Source organism: Paraburkholderia sp. 32 (assembly GCF_050435345.1).
Taxonomy (GTDB): Bacteria; Pseudomonadota; Gammaproteobacteria; order Burkholderiales; family Burkholderiaceae; genus Paraburkholderia; species Paraburkholderia tuberum.
Window position 1 is genome coordinate 390,792 of sequence record NZ_JBNDKD010000001.1, and the last position, 21,460, is coordinate 412,251.

Below are 21,460 nucleotides of genomic sequence, written 5' to 3' on the forward strand. Positions count from 1 at the left end.
GCGCCCCAAGTCAACGCGTATCGATATTTGAAAGGAGCTTTTATGGAGCACCCCGAAACAACGGAAAGGCAACGCGGGAACCCGGCGCAGGAGCCCAGCCTCGTGCCGCTGCCGGTTCCTCACGTATACCGCGGTCGCACTGTCACCGGAAGCGCCATCAAGCACGTGTCGCGTGATCTTGGCCAAGGTTTCTGCACGCCCAGGATCGACCTTGACGACCTCGTGTGGCCGCGAGCTGAGTCAGGTCCCGCCTTCGATATGCCGATTGCGAAGGTTATCGACTTTCTTGTCGAGCTGGGGCCGCGTTTGCATCTGGACGTCAATCCGCTGATGCAGGCCGCGCTCGAGTCAATGATCAAAGTGAGTCCGCTCGGGCGACGGATTCTTGAAAACTGTTATCGCGACATTCCCAACCTTTTCGCACGCGAGGTGATCGAGGACGAGTTGCGCGTTAGTCTTGGCGACGCGCGCCTCGTCGACGGTTGGGTGGCACGCACGCTGCGCGGGCGCCCGAGTCGTCTGCGCGCGTTTGCACCGCGCCTCGTACATGTGCTCGCAGGCAACTCGCCGATGGTGGCAGCCATGACGGTCATGCGCGCGGCGCTGACGAAAGGCGTCCACCTGCTCAAGCTGCCTTCGAACGACCTTTTCACGGCCACTGCAATTCTGCGCACGATGGCCGACATCGACCCGGATCATCCCGTCACCCAGTCGTTTTCGGCTGCGTATTGGCGCGGTGGAGACGAAAATGTCGAGTCGATTCTTTATCGTCCGCAGTACTTCGACAAGATTGTCGTATGGGGCGGCGACAGCGCGGTTCGGCACGTGATGCGCTACGCTGGCCCCGGGCTCGAGCTGGTCGCGTTCGATCCGAAGGTATCTATCTCGCTGGTCGGCCGTGAAGCCTTTGCATCCGACGAGGTGCTGCGCGACGTCGCGCGTGCCGGCGCAGCCGATGTGCTGTCGTTCAACCAGGACGCGTGCAATGCGAGCCGGTATCAATTCATCGAAGGCGACGAAGACGACGCCGACCGCTATGCCGAGCAACTGGCGCTGGCACTCGGCCAGGACTTTCGCTATGGCGACGGCCAGGGCCCGCTGGTGCCCAGCGACATTCGCGAAGCGGTTGATGTGCTGCGTGAGATGGAGCCGCTCTACCGGGTGTTCGGCGGATACGACGGCAAGGGGCTCGTCATTCGCTCGGAAGAAATGGTCGATTTTCATCCCATTTGCAAGACCGTCAACGTCGTTCCCGTGGCAAGCCTGCGCGACGGTGCGCGCTATGCGACCGTCGCCACGCAAACGGTCGGCATCTATCCGCCGCACCGGGTCACAGAGGTGCGCGACGCGCTCGCGTGCGCTGGCGTGCAACGCATCGTGGCGCTGGGCGAGTCTATTTCAGATGGGGTTGGCGGCTATCCGCACGACGGCATGTTCCCGATCCATCGATTCATGAAATGGGTCTCGGAGGAATCGGGCCCGAATCCGGAGGAGACCCAATAATGCAAGCCCTTTCCACGCTGCTTCAACTCACGGATCTTCAAGACCCCTTCCGCAACGCGCCGGAAAGCCTCCATGCCGCGCAACTGCAAGCCGTGCGCGAGCGCTTCGCGCAGCGCCGGCAGCAGATTCGCATTCTCGACAAGCGAGCCAGCGAGGCCGGAGTGACGGAAGTGAAGAGCATGAGCGACGCCGTGCCATTGCTTTTTGCCGACTCCGTCTACAAGAGCTATCCCGATTCGTTCATCGAGCAGGGAAAATGGCGCCACCTCACGGCGTGGCTTCAAACGCTCACAACCCGCAGGATCGACGGACTCGACTACGGCACGATCGCCGATCTCGACGACTGGATCCATGCGCTGCGTCGAAACGGCCACTATGTAATGAGCTCGAGCGGGACCTCGGGCAAGCAGTCCTTCATTTACCAGAGCGAAGCCGACCGCGAACTCGGCTGGCGCCTCCTCTCCCAAGGCATTCGCTGGGCGGCGAGCGGCATGCGCGATCCGTCGCGTCGCTATCCCGTGTTCCTTCTGACGCCCTCCTCCGGCTCTTACACCGGAACGGAGCGCATGGCGAAATTCGCCGAATCGATTGCGATGCCGGGCGACCTTCATTACATGTCGCATGTGCCGCAAAGCGCCGCGCACACCACGCGCATGGCGCGCATGCGGCGGGCCATCGCGGACGGCACCGTGCTCCCGAGTGAAATCGAAGCCTTCCAGAACGAAAGTCGAGAACGCAGCGAACGCGTACAAGCCGATTTCCGGCAGTTCATCGACCAACTTCTCGAACGGCGTCACGAGCCCATGTTCATCATGGGCATGATGGGCATGCTTTATCAGATCGTCGCCACGGCGCGCCAGCGTGGCATTCCCGACGCCGACTTTCACCCCGACACGATCATTAGTATCGGCGGCGGCAAGAAAGGTGCGAACCTGCCAGAAGATTTCCAGCAACAGTGCGAGCGCTTCTTCAACTTCAACGCGACCAACTTCAACGACGGCTACGGCATGGGCGAAGTATCGGGCTTTTGCCCGTGGTTTCACGAAGCGAAGGCGTGGACGGTCCCGCCCTGGCTCGTCCCGCTGGTGCTCGACTCGACCGGCGAACAACTGCTCAATCCTGCGGACGGGAAAGGCATCGTCGAGGGACGGCTCGCCATGATCGACCTGCTCGCGGATGGGCGCTGGGGCGGCGTGATCAGCGGCGACAAAGTCACCGTGGAGTTCGGTCACGGCATCGACGGCGTGCGCACGCCGATCATTCGCGACGTGGTGCGCTACAAGGATTTGCCCGGCGGCGACGACAAGCTGTCCTGCGCGGGAACGATCGACGCCTACGTCCGCGGAGAGATCGCCGACATGACCGAGGCCCGGACCGCCAACTAAATCGATGTTTGCTACTCATCTGAAGGCCAATCGACAATGACTGAAACACAGACAAGCCCAGCCGTGTGGTTCATTACCGGCGTTTCGTCCGGCTTCGGCCGCTCGCTTGCGCAGGCGGTCCTCGCCCGTGGCGACAAAGTGGTCGGGACCGTTCGGAATGACGCACAGATCACGCCGTTCGAAAATCTCGCACCCGGACGCGCGCACGGTGTGCTGCTTGACGTGACCGACGCGGCAGCGGTGCGTCGCGGCGTCGAGCAGGCCATCGAGCGCGCGGGACCGATCGACGTACTCGTCAACAATGCGGGCTACGGTCTCTTCGGCGCATTTGAAGAGGTCTCCGACTCGGAAGCACGTCAGCTGTTCGATACCAACGTGTTTGGAACGGTCAACGTGATACGCGCCGTACTGCCTCATTTTCGCGAGCGCGGCCGCGGTCATATCGTGAACTTCTCGTCGGTCGCGGGCGTGATCGGCATCGCGGGCTGCAGTTTCTATTGCGCTTCGAAGCATGCGATCGAAGGGCTTTCGGAATCGCTCGCTCGTGAACTGAGCCCGTTCGGGATTCGTGTGACCGTGGTCGAGCCGGGTGGCTTCCGCACCAATTTCGCAGGCGGATCGCTGAAGTGGAGCGAGGTCGAATCACCCGTCTATACGGAGACCGTGGGCAAGATGCGTCGTTACATGAGCAGCTACCACGGCACGCAAACGGGCGATCCGGCGAAGGCTGCCGACGCCATCGTGCGCGCGGTTTCCGCAGACGTCCCACCGCTGCGGCTACCGCTAGGTCCGGACGCCGTCGACCTCGTTCGGAAGAAACTTTCGTCCGTGCAACACGACCTCGAAGCCTGGCTCGACGTGTCGAGTTCCACCGACTTCGACCACTGACGCCTGGCAACTCATAGCCCTGGAGACGACATGTCCGCTTTGGACCCGTTCTATGCAATGCTGCGCGGTGAAAGCGACCCGTTTCGCAAGCACCCCGAGAACCTTCGCGAGCTGCAGCTCGCTGCCATGAAAGAGCGCTTCGCCGAGCGCCGCGAACAGATCAGGCTACTGCGTCGCAGAGCGGAAGATGTCGGCGTCAACGAGGTGACCCGCCATGAAGATATGGTGCCCCTGCTGTTCGCGCATCAGATCTACAAGAGCTACCCCGAGTCATTCATCGACAACGGCCGCTGGAAGCATCTTTCGGCATGGCTGCAAACGCTATCGAGCAAACGGGTAGCCGAAGTCGATCTGGACGGCTTGGACAACGTCGATGCATGGATGGACCGTCTGCGCACAGCGGGACACCATGTTTTCAGCTCGAGCGGCACATCCGGAAAGTGCAGCTTCATCAGTCAGACGCAAGCCGATCTCGACAATGTCACCGAGTCGTGCGTGAAGCTGGGCGTCTACGGCAACGCAATGATCCGAAGAGATTTCGGCAAGCGCCCGGCTTTCCTCATGATGCCGCCTGCCGGCGCGCATCGGCATATCGAACCGGTACTGAACGCAGCGCAACGGCTCGGCGCGGAAACCACGCTGATGTTCGACGAACCGGTGCTCGCCTCCGCAACGATTTCGATGGGCCGCATGCGCCGCGCAATCGCCGACGGCTCCGCGAAACCGAGCGAGGTCGCGGCGTTTCAGGAGCAGGCGGTGGCGCGCCAACGTCATACCGGCAAGATGATCGACCGGTTTCTCGACAAGCTCACCGCGCAGCGCGAAGTTCCGGTGCTGGTCCAGGGCAACTGGTCGTTGCACTGGACGCTCGTCGAGCGCGCCCGTCAGCGCGGCAGCGCCGATGGCATCTGCCATCCGGATACGGTAATCACCACCGGTGGCGGCTTGAAGGGCACCTCGGCCCCCGCCGACTATCGGGAGCAAATCATCCGCTTCTACGGTATTCGTGCCGAGAACGTCCAGAACAGTTATGGCATGTCCGAGATGATCGGAACCGGCCCCTGGTCGGAAGTTGCGCAGGGTTATGCAATCTGCCCGTGGATCGTCCCGTTCGTTCTCGACAAGGCGGGAGAGCAACTGCTGAATCCTTCGGATGGACTGGGCGTCGTTGAGGGGCGCTTCGCGTTTTTCGACCTGCTGGCCGAAGGATACTGGGGTGGTTTCATCACTGGCGACAAGGTCGTGGTCGACTTTTCACCGGCGGGGAACACCGATGGCCTGCAGGGGCCGCTGGTCCGTCAAGTCGGCCGCTATGCCGATCTCGAGGAAGGCGAAGACAAGCTCTCGTGCGCAGGCACGATGGAGTCGTATGTACGTGGCATGATCAACGTTTGAGCCCTGCTGCGCGCGGTCCGAGCCCCAGGGGCGCCATTACTGGCGCCCCCCTGGGCTCATGAGTATACTGATGTCCTGATTCCGACATCAAACACTCCCCGATGTACAAACCTATGTCAGTTCAGGCTCCCAACGGAGCCTCGCGGCTCGCTGCGGCGGACAAACCTCGAACGGCTGGCCGGCCCACCCACGACGATGCAGTTCAGTTGCGCGAGCGGCTGCTCGACGCCGCCAAATCCGTGTTCATCAGAGAAGGTTTCGGCGCCGCCAGGGTCGAGGAAATCGCATCGCTGGCTGGCGTCAGCAAAACGACCGTGTATCGCCAGTTCGGCACGAAGGAAGAGCTTTTTCGCTCCATCGTCTGGCGCGGGATGGCCGATCTGCGGGGCAAGATCTCGGAGCACCTGGAACCGGGCCGCGATTTTTCGACGAACATGGCATCCCTTATCGATGCTCTCGTCGAACACATGGCAATACCGGACAGCATGCACACTTCACGCATGGTCATTGGCGAGGCGATTCGCTTTCCCGATGTCGCAAAGCAGTTTCTGCAGTTCGTGGTGACGATGCTGGAGCCGCTAACCGGCGTTCTGGAAGCCGCCGCGCTCAGCGGCGTGATCGCCATCGACGATCCCTCGAACGCGGCGCGCGATCTTCTCACACTGGTCACAGGCGCGCCCGAAGTGCACCTCGCGGTTCAGACCACACGTTCCGAACGGAAACGCCGGGCTGAGCGGATTCATCGGCTTCTGTTGACCGCGTGGAGGTACCGTGCGGCACTGGATAAGGTTCGAGCCAGGTCAATGCCGTAACGTTCGCGCGGCCATCCAGGTCTCGCCTCGCCGACGCACTAGCTGTCAATTTCACCCATCACCTGGAATTGCCCCGACGCCTGGGCGATGCATTTCGCATTCGCCCAGATCCGGCAGTCGGAGAAAATCACGCGCTTTCCCGAACGTAGAACGTCGACGTGTGCTTCCACCCAGTCGCCCGGCTCCGCGTTCCCCATGAAATTGACCGTCAAGCCCGTCGTCAACACCCTGACGGCCGGTTGACGCGAATACTTGCTCGCCCACGTGATGGCGGTGTCTGCCAGCATGCAAACAGCGCCCCCGTGCATCATCTGGCCAAGGTTGCGATGCGCTTCGCGAGCGTACATGCCGACGACGTGTCCGCGTTCGCTCTTGCGAAAGTAGGTAGGTCCGAACATCCGATGGAAGGGACCGAACTCCGGCATCAACGCAAAGCCCTCCGGGATGAGCTTTGCGCCGCTCTCTTCGAGCGCGTCTACCGCCAATGAGTCTGCTTGCTCCAATGCAATCCTCCTGTTCAACGCCGCCGGCGAGACGGCGCCAATATCTGCTTTTTCATCGATAGAACATAGCGTATCATTATCCGCACGTAAGTCAACTATGTGAATGACCAATGAATACCACTTCGCTCTTTTCGCCTCTCACCGTGCGCGGGGTCACGCTTGCCAACCGTATCGTCATGTCACCCATGACTCGCGGCTTTTCGCCGAACGGATTGCCCGGTAGTGACGTCGCCGCCTACTACAAGCGGCGTGCGCAGGGCGAGACAGGCCTGATCATCACGGAAGGCGTCGGCGTCGATCACCCCGCGGCGCTCGGCGAAGCCGGACTCGGAGAAAATTCGATTCCCGTGCTCGCCGGAGAGGAATCAGTTGCCGCGTGGCGACGCGTGACGGACGAAGTTCACACTAGCGGCGGAATCATCTTTCCTCAGTTGTGGCATATGGGACCCATGAAAGAGGCGAATACGGGCCCCTTCCCGGCCGCTTCGCCACTGCGCCCATCGGGACTGTGGGGACCGGAAGGACGAACGACATCGCTCAACGCAGGTTACATGGAGCGCGTCATGCCGCCAACGCGCCCGATGACCGACGCCGAGATCGCGGACGTCATTGCAGCCTATGGTCGAAGCGCGCGCTATGCGACGGCCGCCGGCTTCGATGGCATCGCGATTCACGGAGCTCACGGCTATCTGATCGACGCTTTTTTGTGGGCGGAAACCAATCAACGCACGGATCGATGGGGCAAGGATCTCACGGCGCGCAGCCGCTTTGCCGCCGAAGTTGTCCGTGCCATCCGCGAAGCGATCGGCGCGACGATGCCGATCTCGTTCCGCTTCTCCCAGTGGAAGCAGCAGGATTTCCGCGCGCGTCTCGCCAACGACCCGCACGAACTCGAGCACATTCTCGCGCCGCTCGCGGATGCTGGCGTCGACATCTTCGAGGCGAGCACCCGCTATTTCAACCGCGCGGAATTCGCGGGCTCAGAGATGAATCTCGCCGGTTGGGTGAAGAAGGTAACCGGCAAGCTTTCGATGACTGTTGGTGGGATCGGCATTAACAAGGGCTACTACGATTCAATGGCCGGGGCCGCGACATCGGCGCAGCCCGACCTCACTGCCCTGCTCGATCGTTTCTCACGCGGCGAGTTCGATCTTGTCGGCGTGGGACGCTCGCTTCTACATGATCCGAACTGGGCGCGGCGCGTACGGCTTGGCGAGCCGTTCCTCGGGTTCAGCAACGACTCGCTCGCACACCTCACCTGAAAGGTGATTTGCAGTTGGCGCCGTTGACTCCGGCGTCAACTGCTATTTCCGGTTCGGGATGTTTACGTACGCCCGGTGACAGGAATCAACGCACCGGTCACCCCCGACGCGGCGCCAGACGCGAGAAAGAGAATCACCTCGGCAATTTCTTCAGGCCGTACCCAGCGGGAAAAGTCAGCGTCGGGCATATCCGTGCGGTTCTGTGGCGTATCGATGATGCCTGGCAAGATAGCGTTGACGGTAATGGAACGGCCTTTGAGTTCTTCGGCCAGCGCCTCGGTCAAACGCATCACCCCCGACTTCGAGGCCGCATACGCTCCCATGCCCGCGCCCGCCTTCAGCGCAGCGCCGGCTCCAATATTGATGATGCGTCCGCCCTCCGCGCTGTCGGCAATATGGTCGAGTGCCGCTTTCGACGCGGTCGCCGCCGTGCGCACGTTCGTCCGGTACATCAGATCCCAGGTGTCGAGACTGCCGTCCGCCAGCGTTTCCCAGCGAAAGCCTCCCGCTACATTGACGATCGCATCGAGCCTGCCAAGCTGCTCGACGACCGCGGAAAGCGCCGAGCGCGCCGCATCGAGATCAGTCAGCTCGACGCCTCCTCGCCACCAGGAAGCGTGCAGCTGCTCCGCGCTCGCGTTCTCCGGCTCGAGCGCCTTGTCGATCAGCGCGACCTTCCAGCCGTTCTCGGCAAACACGCGACCAACCGTGCGCCCAAGCGTGCCGAATCCACCCGTTATCGCCACTACCCGTTGCATGTGCATCTCTCCCTCGCCGCGCCCGGCGCCGCCTGTATCGCTAGCGCCGGACACTGTAAAAGCTCAACGTCCCTTGAACACCGGCTCGCGTTTCTCGCGAAACGCGTTGACCGCCTCTTGATGGTCTTCCGTCAGGTTCGACAGCGCCTCGTATGCAATCGACGCGTCGAGAACGGCATGCGCAAGTTGCTTCAGGCCGATGTTGATCGACGCCTTGGTCCACTGGATGGCGCGCGAAGCGCCATTTGCGAGACGCTTCGCCATCGCGTCGACCACGGCATCCAACTGGTCGGCCGGTACGGCATGATTGATGAGACCGAGTCGTGCCGCCTCTTCCGCGGTGACGAGATCCCCCGTCAACAGGTATTCCTTGGCCTTCGCATAGCCCACGAGCTGCGGCCAGATCACCGCGCCGCCATCGCCCGCCACGAAGCCGACTTTCACGTGCGGATCGCCAATCTTTGCGTGATTGGCCGCGTAGCTCAGATCCGAGAACAGCGCGATCGTCGCGCCGAGACCGATTGCATGACCGTTGATCTTGGCGATGACCGGCTTCGGACAATCCAGCATCGAGAAGACAATTTTCTTTGCACGCTGCATGCCTTCGAGAAACAGCGTGGGGTTGTCGATGACCTGCTGCATATGCTCGATATCGCCGCCCGCGCTAAAAGCCCGCCCTGCGCCCGTCAACACAACGACACGGGTCTCAACGTCCTCGGCGACATCGAGAAAGAGCCGTGACATCTCGATGTCCATTTGCTCGTCGAACGCGTTCAACGTTTCCGGGCGGTTGAGCGTAACGGTCAAGACGCCGCCTTCGCGTTCGAGCAATAGCGCCTGATAGTCCGAAATATTCATGGCTAACCTGTTCGTAATGAAGAGATCGCGCGGGACGGACAGACCGTCTGCCGCCGTCGACGGGTGCAAGGCCGATCACACGTGCAGCGGAATGAACCGGCGGCCGTTGTCGTACATGATCTTGCGCGTGTCTTCTTCCGAGAGCTCATTGCATGCTTCCGACGCGAAGTCCTTCGGTTCGGGCACGCCTTCCGCGTGCGGATAGTCGGAGCCCATCAACAGGAAGTCCGACGATCCCGTTTGAGCGATGATCTGGGCGATGTCGTCCTCCGGATACGCGACCACGAAGACATTTTCCTTGAAGATCTGGCTCGGGCGTTTCTTCAGCTGACCGCACGGCCAGTAGCCATTCTTCGCCATCCCCCGGCACTTGTCCATTTTGACGAGCAGCGAAGGCACCCATTCGGCACCGTTTTCGGCGCTGCACAGCTTGACCCGCGGGAAACGCTCGAAGAAGTTGTAGAAGATGAACGACGACAGCGTTTCCATGACCGGCCGCTCGCCGTAACCGTGCATCCAGACAAAGGCGGTCTGACGCTGGCGCGACTGCTGTACGGGCTCGCCCCACACCGCCATATGATCCTTCATGTAGATCGCTTCCGACACATGGAAGGTGACGCGCACGCCCGCTTCGTTGAGGACCGACCAGAACGGATCGAAGTACGGATCCGCAGGTGCACGGCCATTGAACGGCCCCATCGGCATCAGGATCACCCGCACACCGTTCGCCACCAGCCACCTGGCCTCGGCGACAGCCGCATCGAGATCGTCGAGCGTGACGACCGGCGTCGTGTAGATGCGGTCTTTGTAGTTGAAGCCCCAGTCGTCGAGCATCCACTGGTTATACGCATGCAATACCGCATTTGCCGCAACGGGCTCGTTGAGGTAGGAAATACACGCGACCATTTCGCCGATGTACATCGTGCAGGCTTCAACACCGAAATCGTCCATCTTCTTCAGGCGCGCGTCGCGGTTGAACATGTCCGGCGTCGGCGACACCCGCATATCGACGTTATCCTTGCCATCTTTCATCGCGCGCAGCCATTCATGCAGCTTGCCCGGCGGCGGAACGTGCCCCTCGGCCGATGTGTAGCCCTCGCTGATTTCCACCTTCCGGTCGCCCACATACATGCAGCGGTTGCCGTCTGCCGTGACACGGCTGGTAAAAGACCAGTCCTTCCTGAACTTCTCGGGCAAATGACGGTTGAACGCGTCCTCGACTTCGTAGAAGTGCGTGTCGGCGTCGTAGATCTTCCCTTGATACGTTTGCATGGTCTCGCTCCTGATCGTGGGGAGCGCTTCAGAACGTGCGCCCTTGAGAGAAGTATCGGGTCAAGCCATCGACCTAAAAACTCTCATATCGAACTCGAAAACGTCGATATCGATTTGATATCGGGCGGTGGCCTCGCGATCCTTGCGGTCGGCATCGAACTCTCCAAAAACATCAATACGAACGCCGTTCGTATATAAGTATAATCGAAACGAAGACACACAACCGGAGACGTTTATGCAAGCCGAAGTACTCTCCCAGCCGGCACACCGAGCGCAACCCGTGGTGGGTCCACCGCGCGGGTTCACGATGGCGATCCTGCTTGCCGCGGTAGCGGCCTCGTCCGGCATCACCGTCATCTACACCGTGCTGGTCACGCTCTACAAGGCTTTTCCTGCGTCGAACTCCGTGAGCTGGACCGTCACCGCGTACTGGCTCGGCTCGGCCGTCTTTGCCGCCGTGAGCGGGCGACTCGGCGACCTGTTGGGCTACCGCCGCATCCTGCTCGTGGTGATATCGGTCGCTGCGGCGGGCACAGTCGTGGCCGCATGCGCGACCGATGTCGGCATGCTCGTCGCGGGGTGTGCGATGCAATCGATCGCGGCAGGCATTACGCCACTCTCCATCGGTCTGGTTCGTGAGAATCTGCCACCCGCCAGGCTGCCTGCCGCGGTGGGGTTGATCAGCGCGGCAGGCATGGTGTCGGCGGGGCTGATCTACATCTGCGCGGGCGTTGTCGTGGACCACTACTCGTGGCAGGGCGGCTTCTGGTTCAAAGTCGCGCTTTGCGTCGTGGCCGTCGCGGCGGTACGCGCGTGGGCACCGCCGTCGCCACCGAATCCCGGCGTACGGATCGACTACGTTCGAGGTCTCGCGTTCGCTCCGGCGCTTTGCGCCATCCTCTTCGCCGTGCAGCAAATCCGCACGTGGGGGCTCGGCGATCCGCGGCTGTGGGGCTTGATCGCTGGCGGGATGATCGTGCTCGGACTCTGGGCACGCCATCAACACGGGGCGCGTCATCCGCTCATCAATGTGCGTCTGCTGAAGAGGCGCGAAGTCATGTTGGCCAATGCATGCATGGCATTCCTCGCGGCAGGCGCCATGCAACTAGGACAGGTCTTCTCGCTGCTCGCCCAGCAACCTGCCGGCACGCACGCCGGATTCGGGTTGAGCGCGACGGCAGCCGGATTACTGATGTTCAGCGTCAACATCGTCGCGCTGGTCGCGAGCCCATGGAGCGGCCGGGTTGCGGCCCGCTACAAGGCCCGGCCCGCTGCCTTGATTGGCATGCTCATACTGGCCTTGGGCTGGGCCTCGCTGATCGTGCTTCATCGCAGCCTGCTGCTCTTCGTTCCAGGTGCGGTGCTGTGCTCGTTCGGCCTCGCCTTCGCAAGCACGGCGCTGTACAACCAGATCGTGGAAGCGACGCCTGCACATCAGACAGGCGAGGCAACGGGCATGCTCTACGTTTTCTTCTCGTGTTTCTTCGCGGTAGGCGCCCAGGCGGTATTTGCGCTGCTGCGCAGCGCGACGGCGGGACACGACGGTGCATCGTTTCCGGCCGATAGTGGCTATGTTTCGGTATTCGTCTACATCGCCTGCAGTTCGATCGCCGGACTGCTGGTCGCCTTCATGCTGCCGAAGCGTCGTACACACTGACGCTCGTTGCGACCGATCCGTTGCGCGCGGGTACGACGCTTCTTCGACCGCACCGCGACCGCGGCGCATTGAAGCACCCGCTTCACTGCGCCGCCGGCCGACTGGCGAGTCACTCCTCTTCTGCCTCACCCAACGCAGACGCCCGCTGGGCGACTCTGATCATGTGCTCTTCGAGCCGGTGACGTTCGCGGTCGAAGCGTTCGAGCGGCGCACCAATTGCCATCGCCGCGATGACATTGCCATTCGGTCCGAAGATCGGCGACGACACGCCGGCCGAATCCGGCAGTAGTTCACCGCGACTCACCGACAGGCCGCTTTCGAGGATGTGGTCGAGTTCGTCACGCAACGCCTTCTTCGTTGCGATCGTTTGCGGGGTGCGGCGCTCGAATTTGACCGTCTTCATGTAGTCGGTAACGAAAGCGTCCGGTGCATGGGCGAGCAGCACGCGGCCCGCAGCCGTGCAATAGAGCGGGCGACGCAAACCGATGTGCATTGAATAGCGCACCGATTGCTCGCTCTCGATCACGTCGACATAGGTGATCTCTTTGTGTTCGACGTCAAGGACACCGACATACACGGTTTCATTGGTGCTCTTCGAGAGATCCACCAGGAACGGGCGCAGTATCTTCGAAAAATTCCACGCGGCCATCACGCCTGCCGACAACCGGAAGATCGACGGTCCCAGGCGATAGCGGCCCACGTCGTGCATCAAGTACCCCTCCGCCACCAGAGGTCGCAGCAGATTGAGCAGGCTGCTCTTCGGTGACTCGAGAGCGACATTCAGTTCTGCTAGCGACATCCCGTCCGGAGACTTCGCCAGCACATCGAAAATTCCGAGGAGTCGGGTCAGCGAGCGCGGCCCGCTGACGTCCCGGTCCGCCGGCGCTGAGGTCTCTTTCAACATGATTTTCCCCATGAATTGACTGTATAGATTATACGGGAACTATTCACATAGTTTTACATCGATCACAATCTGGCACACTTTTACACCACCCGAATGCGGGAATACGCCAGGGCGCTCTCTCACACCGCTTGAGATATATTTGAACATCGTTCGAAAAACTGAAATGTGGAAGCGTCATCTTCCAGACCATTTACGCAATACGCTCGCGCGTCGAACAGCAACATCAACCTTCACTTCTGGATTCACTCATGTACACGAAAAAACTGGCAGAAAAGGTCGCCATCGTGACCGGAGGCGGCCAAGGCGTTGGACTCGGCATCGCCCTTGCGCTTGCCACCGAGGGGGCGAGTCTGGTCCTCACTGGCCGCACGGAGGCCAAACTCACGCGGGCTGCTGAGGAACTGAGCGCCCTCGGTTCGCAAGTGCTGGTCGTGCCCGGCGATACGCGCAATCGCGCCGACGCCGTGCGGACGGTCGAGCTGGCCGTCGAGCGATTCGGACGTGTGGACGCACTCATCAACAATGCCCAAAGCAGCAGCCCGGGGGTGCCGCTCGAATCCGTTACCGACGATGACTGGAGCAACACGCTCGAATCGGGCTTGTACGGCACGCTGTATTTCATGCAGGCCGCATTGCCGCGAATGAAGTCGCAGGGCCGCGGCGCCATCATCAACTTCGGCTCGCGCACCGGTATCGAAGGCCTCAAGGGATTCGGCGCGTACGCCGCAACCAAGGAGGGCATTCGTGGGCTCTCGCGTGTTGCCGCGCGCGAATGGGGCGTCTACGGCATTACCGTCAACGTCATTTGCCCGGCAGCGCTCACGCCTGCCGCCGAAGCCTACCTCGAAGCCAATCCTCAGGAACGCACTCGCTATCTCTCTGAAATTGCGCTTGGCCGCTTCGGCGATCCTCAGCGCGATATTGGACGAACAGTTGCATTTCTATGTAGTGACGACGCTAATTTCATAACCGGGCAGACTATCAGTGTGGACGGCGGACAGTCAATGCTCTAGTGCGTCTTTTTGAACACGGTGCAATATATGAAACGTCCAGTTGCATTATCGCGAGCCTCGATCCGAGCAGTGAGCTTCCCGCCGGGCGCGTACCACGAAGCTTGAAGAGCGATCAGTTGTTTCTCCTCTCACACACTTCGCGAGAGCGTGTGGAGTTTGGCCTTGGCTGCGGGACACGGAGCCAAGGCGTTTTTTCGCCGTTACCTTTGGGACTCGATCGCGTCGGTTGAGAAATTTCTTAAAACCATTCCGACGTGAAGAACGGCAAGTGCACGTCCATCCAGTCGAACTCGCTGCGGCAGTTCGCCCAAGCCCAATGAGGTGACTTTCCGCTACGCACGGGAGTGTCCGAACGTTGATGCGGACGCGAGATATTCGGGGCGTCCCTACCGGAGTGGATACACCCGACTTCTACGTGGTCTGTACATACGATACGGCTGTTGCTTCTCTCAGTCGTCATGACTCCCCCTTAGCTGCAACTTTTCACCATCTCCTCGATCACCTTCTTCGCGTCGGCCGAACACGAGCACCACGTTGATCTTGCCGAACTCGCCGTTGATGTCCTTTCTATAGAATTTTCTTTTCGCGCAGGATATCGATATCCGACTGCGACATACTCAGCACATCACGCAGCACGTCGTCCGTATGTTGTCCGAGCATCGGCGGCGCCCCGTACGAATCGATAGGCGTGCCCGACATCTTGACCGGGTTGGCGACCATCCGAACCGCCTTATCCGTGAGCGGGTGCGCAACTTCGACGCACATCGCGCGTGCCTGCACATGCGGATCTGCGAACACCTGCTCCAGATTGTTGATCGGTCCGGCCGGCACCCCGGCGGCGTCGAGCGCTGCGAGCAGTTCATCGCTCTGCCATTGAAGGATCAGCGGCTCGAACACTTCGCCCAGCGCGCGACGATTCTTCACGCGCAGCGCAATCTCGCTGAATCGTGGATCGCTGACTAGCTCGGGGTGCCCCAGAACGTTACACATCCGCGCGTATTGCTCGTTGTTGCCCGCCACGATCATGATGTCGCGATCGGCGCAGCGGAACATGCGGGACGGCATACCACCGTTGCCCTCGGTACCGCGCCGGATGGGAATCTGGCCTGAAACGAGATACTGGCTTGCATAGTGCGATGTGGCAGCAATCATCGCGTCCAGCAACGCCAGGTCGATGTACTGCCCCTGCCCGGTACCGCCTTGCGCCGCGTCGCGATGATAAAGCGCTGCGATGATCGCCGAAGCGGCGTACTGACCACACAGGATGTCCGCAAGACTGGGCCCGGTTTTCATTGGCCCGCCGCCCGGCACGTCGTCGCCGTTTCCGGTCACGCTCATCAGGCCACCCATCGCCTGGAAAATCGAGTCGTAGCCGGGGCGCGGGCTATACGGTCCGGTCTGACCGAATCCGGTTATCGAACAGTAGATCAGGCGCGGATTGACCAGCTTGAGGCTGTCGTAGTCGAGCCCGTAACGCTTGAGGTCGCCAACCTTATAGTTCTCGATCAACACGTCGCAGTGCGCCGCCAACGAGCGGATCAGCGCCTGGCCTTCGGCCGTGGAGATATCGCACGTGATCGACTTCTTGCCTCGGTTCGCGCTGATAAAAAACGTCGACTCGCGCGTGACCTTTCCCTCCCGATCCATCAGGAACGGGGGGCCGAATTGCCGCGAATCGTCGCCCTTGCCCGGACGCTCGACCTTGATGACCTCCGCGCCGAAATCCGCCAGCATCTGAGCCCCCCAAGGCCCGGCGAGAATGCGGCTCAGGTCGAGTACGCGAACACCCGCCAATGCGCCTTTTGTCATAGCAAACGGTCCCCTTGAATTCACACCGGCTGCGCCGGAAGCCTTGCATCAGCGTCCGACGAACTTCGCCGTACGTTTTTCGATGAAGGACTGAACGCCTTCCTTCGCGTCTTCAGTGTTGTAGAGAAACTGCTGGGTCGACTGAATCGTCGCGTAAGCATCCTGCCAGCCTTGTCCCAGCGAAACGCGCGCGTTCTGCATCGTGGCCTGCACGGCTAGCGGTGCCTGCGCCGCGATTCGCTCGGCGATCGCGAGCGCCCGGTCGAACTCCTGCCCCGCAGGCACGACATCCTGCACGAAGTTCATGTGCCGTGCGTCGTCTGCGGTGAATTCGTCGCCGGTAAGCAGTACCTTCATTGCGTTGCCCCAGCCGGCTCGCTGCACCATGCGAAACGTCGCACCACAACCTGCCATGATCCCCCGCTTGACTTCAAGCTGGGAGAAACGGCAGTTGTCGGCCGCAACAGCCACTTCCGATGCAAGCATCAATTCGACCGCGACCGTGAAGCAGATTCCCTTCAGCGCAATGACGACCGGCTTGGTACGCAGCGGCGCGCGCAAGTTGAACGGATCGACCTCGCCTTCAGGAAGCAGCGGTTTCCCTTCGCGGCGCAACGGCGCGACCTTTGGCATGTCGAGCCCTGCCGTAAAATGATCGCCTTCGGCGTATACCAGCCCGCAAAAAATATCGCCGCTCTTCTCGAGCTGCGTGTAAGCCATCGCAAGCTCGGTGAACATTTTCGGCGTGAAACCATTGCGCTTTTCCGGCCGGTCAATGCCCATCAAGAGCAGGTTCCCACGCTGCTCAACGCGAATCTGTCCGTCCTCGTGACGAGTGGTCATGCAGTGTCTCCTCGCGGTGTTTTCCGTTAGCAATTCTGACCTCGCGCTCAATTGACAAAGCTGGGTCGCACATTCAGAATCATAAACGTCGTTCACAAAATTGGCAACGCACGATACGCTCGGACGCTGCCGAGCGGCGCACCGCAGACACGCAAATCATCGGCGAGCAGGCCCCATCCGGGTCTAGGTGTTCACCCTCATTCGTTCAAGGAAGAACCATGGCCTACGAGACGATCATCGTCGAAACGCACGGGAAATCCGGCTTGATCAAGCTGCACCGTCCGCAAGCCTACAACGCACTGAACAACCAGCTGATGGACGAGCTGACGGCGGCACTCGACGACCTCGAAACCGACCCCGCCATCGGCGCCATCGTGATGACCGGTAGCGAAAAGGCGTTCGCCGCCGGCGCCGACATCAAGATGATGAACGAATGGACGTACATGGACGTGTACAAGAATCAGTTCATCACGTCGAACTGGGAACGCACGTCGCGTTGCCGCAAGCCGGTCATCGCCGCGGTCGCGGGTCTTGCGTTAGGCGGAGGCTGCGAACTGGCCATGATGTGCGACTTCATTCTCGCCGCCGACAACGCCCGTTTCGCCCTGCCCGAAATCACGCTCGCGACCATTCCCGGCGCCGGCGGCACGCAGCGCCTTACGCGCGCGCTCGGCAAATCGAAGGCGATGGAAATGATCCTCACCGGCCGCAGGATGGACGCCATTGAAGCCGAACGATGCGGCCTTGTGAGCCGCATCGTGCCCGCCGACACGCTCGTCGAGGAAGCGCTGAAAACGGCCGACGAGATCGCGCGATACTCGCAACCCGTCGTAGCGATGGCCAAGGAGTGCGTCAACCGCGCCTACGAATCGAGCTTGGCAGAAGGCATCCTGTTCGAGCGGCGTATGGCGTATTCGACCTTCGCCACAGAAGATCGAAAGGAAGGCATGGCAGCCTTCGCCGAAAAGCGCAAACCCCAGTTTCGCGATTGTTGAATGGCTAAAAAGCGCCACGCTGTCGTGGCGAACAAAGCCCGCCAGGTTACGCGCGTCACGCGCATTCTCTGGCACCCATACTTCCTATCCAGGCTACAGGCGCGCGATGAAACCGTATGTCAATCGCATTACTGAATTACTCGGCATTCAATATCCCATCATTCAAGGCGGCATGCGCTGGGTGGCGCGAGCCGAACTGGCGGCGGCCGTGGGCAATGCCGGCGGTCTCGGCTTCATCTCCGCGCACACCCATGCAAGCGCCGATGCACTCGCGCGCGAAATCGACAGGGTGCGTTCGCTCACCGACAAGCCCTTTGGAGTCAACCTGACCGTTCTCGGCGCCAATGTCGGTCTCGACTATGACGCGTATGTGCGCACGATCGTGTCTCAAGGCGTCCAGGTCGTCGAGACAGCAGGCAGCAATCCGGCGAAATACATCGCCGAGTTCAAGGCGCAGGGCGTCAAGGTCGTGCACAAGTGCGTGACGGTTCGCCACGCGGTGAAGGCCGAATCGCTCGGCGCGGACGCCGTCAGCATCGACGGGTTCGAATGCGCGGGGCACCCTGGCGAAGACGACATCCCTGGACTGATCCTGATTCCCGCTGCCGCCGACAAGCTGAAGGTGCCGATTCTCGCGTCCGGCGGCTTTGCCGATGGCCGCGGGCTGATGGCGGCTCTCGCGCTCGGCGCGGACGGCATCAACATGGGAACCCGATTCATGCTTACGCAGGAGTCCCCCGTCCACCCTGCGATCAAGCAACGGCTGCTGGAAGCGAGCGAGCGCGATACGGTGCTGGTTGGCCGCTCGATCGGCGATTCAAGCCGGGTGGTCAGGAACAGCGTGAGTCTCGCCGCGCTCGAACTCGAGCGCGCCGGCAACGTGACGCGCTCGGACCTCTACGCGCTGACCGGAGCACAGCGCTGGATGGACGCATTCGTGACAGGAGAAGTGGAAGGCGGCGCCTTCCCCGCCGGTATCGTGACCGGCCTCATTCACGACTTGCCGACCTGTGCGGAATTGATCGGTCGCATCGTGAAGGAAGCCGCCGCGATTGCGCAACGCCAGCTCGGCTTCAGCGCTGCTCTGGCATGAAACTGACCGGCCTTCGCGTCGTGGACCTGTCGCAATTCATGCCGGGTCCGTTCCTCGCCGCCAACCTCGCCGATCACGGCGCGCACGTCGTCAAGATCGAACCGGTCACCGGCGACCCCACCCGCGGCGCACCCGGCACCGACGGCGCGTTCTTCGCCGCGATCAACCGCGGCAAGCGCAGCATCGCGCTCGATCTGAAACATCCGGACGCACGCGAGGTCGCGCTCAAGCTGATGAACGAGGCCGACGTCGTGATCGAATCGTCGAGGCCGGGCGTGGCCGCTCGGCTTGGCATCGACTACGACACGATCAGCCGGACGAACCCGGGAGTCGTTTATTGTGCGATTACCGCATTCGGCCAATCCGGCCCGCTCTCTCATTTGCCCGCACACGATCCGGTAGTTCAATCGCTTGCAGGCACGCTGCCGCGCGATGGCCGGGGAATCCCAATTGCCACGGGACCGTCGCTCGCTGCGCTGGCCGGTTCATTGACGGCGTTGTCCGCCGTGTTGATGGCGCTGCTGCGCGCGCGGGAAACGGGGCGCGGCGACTACATCGACATGGCGCTTTTCGATGCGGCGCTCACCTCGCAGCCGTATCTGAGCGGCCGCTTGCTCAACGCGCCGGACAGCCAATTGCGAGGGCCGACTGAAGGCGACAGCGGGCTCGCGTTGCTCGACACCTATGAGACCGCCGATTCGAAGTGGCTCTGCCTGGGCGGCCGGGAACACAGCTTTGCAACCAACCTGCTTACACCACTCGGCCGTCCGGATCTCGTCGCCGACGCGATCGGCCCAGCCGGTGAAGGCCAGATACGCGTCCGGGCGTGCCTGACCCAAATCTTCCTGACTCGCACACTCGATGAATGGCTCTGCTGGTTCGAAGGCCGAAACATCAGTGTGGCGCCGGTGCTCTCGCTCGCCGAAGCGCTCGACCATCCGCATGCGCACGAGCGCGGGATGGTCCAGAGGGATCCGTCCGGACGCAACCACGTTGCAAGCCCGATTCACTTCCGTTTGGAGCCTGGGTCGCCACCGCTCGCCGTTCCACACCTTGGCGAGCACACAGAACTCGTGCTGCGGAGCATCGGCTACAGCGACGAACGGATTGCAGAACTCGTCGCGACAGGCGCAGTACGTGGGCAGCACGATGAAGCCCAGGCCCTTGCGCAACCCGCCACCTGACGCAAACAACACCATGCCCTTACAGCTAGAGGCGGACGCCGTCGATTTCGCGTCCATCATCCGCCCCGGCGATACCGTCGCATGGGGCCAATCGAACGCAGAGCCCCTTGCGCTCACGCGCACTCTACTTCAGCAGCGGCACAGCATCGGCGCGTTCCGGGTCTTTCTCGGCGCCGGCAACTACGACACGTGCCGGCCTGAGCACGCGGACTGCATCGATTTCGTTTCGTACTGCGGGAGCGGCTCCAACCGCGCACTGGCCAAGGCTGGCGCGCTTGATATCCTGCCCTGCCATTATTCGCAGTTGCCGGAGATGATGGAGTCGGGTCAGCTATCGATCGACGTCCTGCTACTGCAGTTGGCGCCACCCGATGCGCACGGCCACTACAGCTTGTCCGTCGCGCATGAGTATCTGATCCCGGCGCTCGAGCGCGCGCGCGTCATCATTGCGGAAGTCAACGAACAGGCACCCTGGACGTACGGCGAGCGATATCTTCGCGACGACGACCTCGACTTCATGGTCCCGACGTCGCGCGCTTTGCCCGAGAGTTCGCCCAGCGCCGTCAGCCCGACGGAGCTGGCGATTGCACGGCACACGGCCGGTCTGATCGAAGACGGCGCCACCATTCAACTCGGTCTCGGCGCGATTCCAGAAGCGATCCTCGCCTGCCTCGGCGACCGGCGAGACCTTGGCATCCATTCCGGCACGATCGGCGACAAAGTCGCCGATCTGATGGAAAGCGGCGTGATCAACAATGTGCGCAAGACCATCGACACGGGCAAGACCATTGCTGGCGTGATGATGGGGGGTCGCCGCATACACGAGTTCGCGCATCGAAACGACGCCGTGCAGTTTCGTTCGACCCGCTACACGCACGATCCGAACGTGCTCGCAAGCATCGACCGGTTCGTCGCCATCAACTCGGCGGTCGAGGTCGATCTGAGTGGCCAGATCAACGCCGAAATTGCCGGTGGCGTGTATGTGGGCGCGGTGGGGGGCGCACTGGATTTCCTGCGCGGCGCGCGGCGCTCGCGTGGCGGCGTTCCTGTCATCGCATTACCGTCCACAGCGGGCAAAGGCGCGACCCGCATCGTCGCGTCGTTGAACGGACCGGTCAGCACGCCGCGCAGCGACGCCGCCATCGTGGTGACCGAATACGGCGTGGCCGATCTGCGCGGCCTGACGCTGCGCGAAAGGCGCGAACGCATGCTGGCAATCGCCCATCCGGATCATCGCAGCGCTCTCGATCAGATGGCGGGCGTCCCGCCTTCCAATCGCTTAAGAAGCGCGACGCTCGTCGGCTGATTGCAACCGCACCCGAATCA

Annotated in this window: 19 protein-coding genes; 12 read left to right on the forward strand and 7 right to left on the reverse strand. The window is 61.6% G+C overall.

From position 1 onward, the window contains the following. Positions 1-258 precede the first annotated feature (258 nt). The 5 genes from OKW26_RS01800 to OKW26_RS01820 all read left to right on the forward strand — a co-directional run bounded on the left by OKW26_RS01800 (position 259) and on the right by OKW26_RS01820 (position 5,983). Entirely contained in the window at positions 259-1,503 is a 1,245-nt protein-coding gene (locus OKW26_RS01800; protein WP_260330515.1) for an acyl-CoA reductase, read from the forward strand. Continuing rightward, positions 1,503-2,888 (forward strand): hypothetical protein, encoded by a 1,386-nt coding sequence (locus OKW26_RS01805; RefSeq protein ID WP_429352480.1) that lies wholly within the window; start codon positions 1,503-1,505, stop codon positions 2,886-2,888. Before OKW26_RS01800 ends, OKW26_RS01805 begins: the two co-directional genes overlap by 1 nt. A 36-nt stretch (positions 2,889-2,924) precedes the next feature. Next, entirely contained in the window at positions 2,925-3,776 is an 852-nt protein-coding gene (locus tag OKW26_RS01810; RefSeq protein WP_429352481.1) for an oxidoreductase, read from the forward strand. A gap of 30 nt (positions 3,777-3,806) precedes the next feature. After that, positions 3,807-5,171 carry a hypothetical protein gene (locus tag OKW26_RS01815; RefSeq protein WP_184061919.1) on the forward strand — a complete coding sequence of 455 codons (1,365 nt, stop codon included), beginning with the start codon at positions 3,807-3,809 and terminating at the stop codon, positions 5,169-5,171. 206 nt (positions 5,172-5,377) lie between these two features. Continuing rightward, positions 5,378-5,983: a TetR/AcrR family transcriptional regulator gene (locus OKW26_RS01820; RefSeq protein WP_260334929.1), complete on the forward strand. Its 606-nt coding sequence runs from the start codon at positions 5,378-5,380 to the stop codon at positions 5,981-5,983. Positions 5,984-6,021: 38 nt separating this feature from the next. Here the strand turns inward: OKW26_RS01820 and OKW26_RS01825 are convergent, their stop codons facing one another. After that, positions 6,022-6,597 carry a PaaI family thioesterase gene (locus OKW26_RS01825; protein ID WP_429352482.1) on the reverse strand — a complete coding sequence of 192 codons (576 nt, stop codon included), beginning with the start codon at positions 6,595-6,597 and terminating at the stop codon, positions 6,022-6,024. Between OKW26_RS01825 and OKW26_RS01830 the strand changes: the two genes are divergently transcribed. Next, entirely contained in the window at positions 6,597-7,748 is a 1,152-nt protein-coding gene (locus OKW26_RS01830) for an NADH:flavin oxidoreductase (protein WP_429352483.1), read from the forward strand. The two genes, OKW26_RS01825 and OKW26_RS01830, sit on opposite strands and share 1 nt — an antisense overlap. Before the next feature lie 62 nt (positions 7,749-7,810). On the opposite strand, the gene OKW26_RS01835 is transcribed toward OKW26_RS01830, so the two are convergent. The 3 genes from OKW26_RS01835 to OKW26_RS01845 all read right to left on the reverse strand — a co-directional run bounded on the left by OKW26_RS01835 (position 7,811) and on the right by OKW26_RS01845 (position 10,636). Next, the gene (locus tag OKW26_RS01835; protein WP_429352484.1) at positions 7,811-8,506 is read right to left on the reverse strand and encodes an SDR family NAD(P)-dependent oxidoreductase; all 696 of its coding nucleotides are present in this window, start codon (positions 8,504-8,506) and stop codon (positions 7,811-7,813) included. 63 nt (positions 8,507-8,569) lie between these two features. Next, on the reverse strand, positions 8,570-9,364 hold the full coding sequence (locus OKW26_RS01840) for an enoyl-CoA hydratase/isomerase family protein (protein ID WP_429352485.1): 795 nt from the start codon (positions 9,362-9,364) through the stop codon (positions 8,570-8,572). 75 nt (positions 9,365-9,439) lie between these two features. Then, a complete protein-coding gene (locus OKW26_RS01845; RefSeq protein ID WP_184050312.1) occupies positions 9,440-10,636 on the reverse strand; it encodes an amidohydrolase family protein in 1,197 nt (398 codons plus the stop codon). Positions 10,637-10,871: 235 nt separating this feature from the next. Between OKW26_RS01845 and OKW26_RS01850 the strand changes: the two genes are divergently transcribed. Next, a complete protein-coding gene (locus OKW26_RS01850) occupies positions 10,872-12,293 on the forward strand; it encodes an MFS transporter (protein WP_429352486.1) in 1,422 nt (473 codons plus the stop codon). Positions 12,294-12,402: 109 nt separating this feature from the next. On the opposite strand, the gene OKW26_RS01855 is transcribed toward OKW26_RS01850, so the two are convergent. Continuing rightward, the gene (locus OKW26_RS01855) at positions 12,403-13,197 is read right to left on the reverse strand and encodes an IclR family transcriptional regulator (protein WP_429352487.1); all 795 of its coding nucleotides are present in this window, start codon (positions 13,195-13,197) and stop codon (positions 12,403-12,405) included. 248 nt (positions 13,198-13,445) lie between these two features. Here OKW26_RS01855 and OKW26_RS01860 point away from each other — a divergent pair, with 248 nt between their 5' ends. Then, positions 13,446-14,210 (forward strand): SDR family NAD(P)-dependent oxidoreductase, encoded by a 765-nt coding sequence (locus OKW26_RS01860; RefSeq protein ID WP_018425469.1) that lies wholly within the window; start codon positions 13,446-13,448, stop codon positions 14,208-14,210. A 567-nt stretch (positions 14,211-14,777) separates the two neighbouring features. On the opposite strand, the gene OKW26_RS01865 is transcribed toward OKW26_RS01860, so the two are convergent. Both OKW26_RS01865 and OKW26_RS01870 read right to left on the reverse strand, forming a co-directional pair. Then, positions 14,778-16,019 (reverse strand): CaiB/BaiF CoA transferase family protein, encoded by a 1,242-nt coding sequence (locus OKW26_RS01865; RefSeq protein ID WP_090808861.1) that lies wholly within the window; start codon positions 16,017-16,019, stop codon positions 14,778-14,780. A gap of 48 nt (positions 16,020-16,067) precedes the next feature. After that, a complete protein-coding gene (locus OKW26_RS01870; RefSeq protein WP_429354162.1) occupies positions 16,068-16,862 on the reverse strand; it encodes a crotonase/enoyl-CoA hydratase family protein in 795 nt (264 codons plus the stop codon). A 218-nt stretch (positions 16,863-17,080) separates the two neighbouring features. Here OKW26_RS01870 and OKW26_RS01875 point away from each other — a divergent pair, with 218 nt between their 5' ends. The 4 genes from OKW26_RS01875 (at position 17,081) to OKW26_RS01890 (ending at position 21,440) form a co-directional block, all read left to right on the forward strand. Beyond that, positions 17,081-17,857 (forward strand): enoyl-CoA hydratase, encoded by a 777-nt coding sequence (locus OKW26_RS01875; RefSeq protein WP_429352488.1) that lies wholly within the window; start codon positions 17,081-17,083, stop codon positions 17,855-17,857. A gap of 106 nt (positions 17,858-17,963) precedes the next feature. Beyond that, on the forward strand, positions 17,964-18,950 hold the full coding sequence (locus OKW26_RS01880) for an NAD(P)H-dependent flavin oxidoreductase (protein ID WP_187630157.1): 987 nt from the start codon (positions 17,964-17,966) through the stop codon (positions 18,948-18,950). Next, entirely contained in the window at positions 18,947-20,134 is a 1,188-nt protein-coding gene (locus OKW26_RS01885) for a CaiB/BaiF CoA transferase family protein (RefSeq protein WP_429352489.1), read from the forward strand. The genes OKW26_RS01880 and OKW26_RS01885 overlap by 4 nt, the downstream gene beginning before the upstream one ends. A 13-nt stretch (positions 20,135-20,147) precedes the next feature. Beyond that, the gene (locus OKW26_RS01890; protein ID WP_429352490.1) at positions 20,148-21,440 is read left to right on the forward strand and encodes an acetyl-CoA hydrolase/transferase family protein; all 1,293 of its coding nucleotides are present in this window, start codon (positions 20,148-20,150) and stop codon (positions 21,438-21,440) included. Positions 21,441-21,460 lie beyond the last annotated feature (20 nt).

Bases quoted from the DNA above. Each gene is read 5' to 3' on its own strand.
- OKW26_RS01800 (WP_260330515.1), top strand. From the start codon at position 259: ATGCCGATTGCGAAGGTTATCGACTTTCTTGTCGAGCTGGGGCCGCGT.
- OKW26_RS01805 (WP_429352480.1), top strand. From the start codon at position 1,503: ATGCAAGCCCTTTCCACGCTGCTTCAACTCACGGATCTTCAAGACCCC.
- OKW26_RS01810 (WP_429352481.1), top strand. From the start codon at position 2,925: ATGACTGAAACACAGACAAGCCCAGCCGTGTGGTTCATTACCGGCGTT.
- OKW26_RS01815 (WP_184061919.1), top strand. From the start codon at position 3,807: ATGTCCGCTTTGGACCCGTTCTATGCAATGCTGCGCGGTGAAAGCGAC.
- OKW26_RS01830 (WP_429352483.1), top strand. From the start codon at position 6,597: ATGAATACCACTTCGCTCTTTTCGCCTCTCACCGTGCGCGGGGTCACG.
- OKW26_RS01835 (WP_429352484.1), bottom strand. From the start codon at position 8,506: ATGCAACGGGTAGTGGCGATAACGGGTGGATTCGGCACGCTTGGGCGC.
- OKW26_RS01840 (WP_429352485.1), bottom strand. From the start codon at position 9,364: ATGAATATTTCGGACTATCAGGCGCTATTGCTCGAACGCGAAGGCGGC.
- OKW26_RS01845 (WP_184050312.1), bottom strand. From the start codon at position 10,636: ATGCAAACGTATCAAGGGAAGATCTACGACGCCGACACGCACTTCTAC.
- OKW26_RS01850 (WP_429352486.1), top strand. From the start codon at position 10,872: ATGCAAGCCGAAGTACTCTCCCAGCCGGCACACCGAGCGCAACCCGTG.
- OKW26_RS01855 (WP_429352487.1), bottom strand. From the start codon at position 13,197: ATGTTGAAAGAGACCTCAGCGCCGGCGGACCGGGACGTCAGCGGGCCG.
- OKW26_RS01860 (WP_018425469.1), top strand. From the start codon at position 13,446: ATGTACACGAAAAAACTGGCAGAAAAGGTCGCCATCGTGACCGGAGGC.
- OKW26_RS01865 (WP_090808861.1), bottom strand. From the start codon at position 16,019: ATGACAAAAGGCGCATTGGCGGGTGTTCGCGTACTCGACCTGAGCCGC.
- OKW26_RS01870 (WP_429354162.1), bottom strand. From the start codon at position 16,862: ATGACCACTCGTCACGAGGACGGACAGATTCGCGTTGAGCAGCGTGGG.
- OKW26_RS01875 (WP_429352488.1), top strand. From the start codon at position 17,081: ATGGCCTACGAGACGATCATCGTCGAAACGCACGGGAAATCCGGCTTG.
- OKW26_RS01880 (WP_187630157.1), top strand. From the start codon at position 17,964: ATGAAACCGTATGTCAATCGCATTACTGAATTACTCGGCATTCAATAT.
- OKW26_RS01885 (WP_429352489.1), top strand. From the start codon at position 18,947: ATGAAACTGACCGGCCTTCGCGTCGTGGACCTGTCGCAATTCATGCCG.
- OKW26_RS01890 (WP_429352490.1), top strand. From the start codon at position 20,148: ATGCCCTTACAGCTAGAGGCGGACGCCGTCGATTTCGCGTCCATCATC.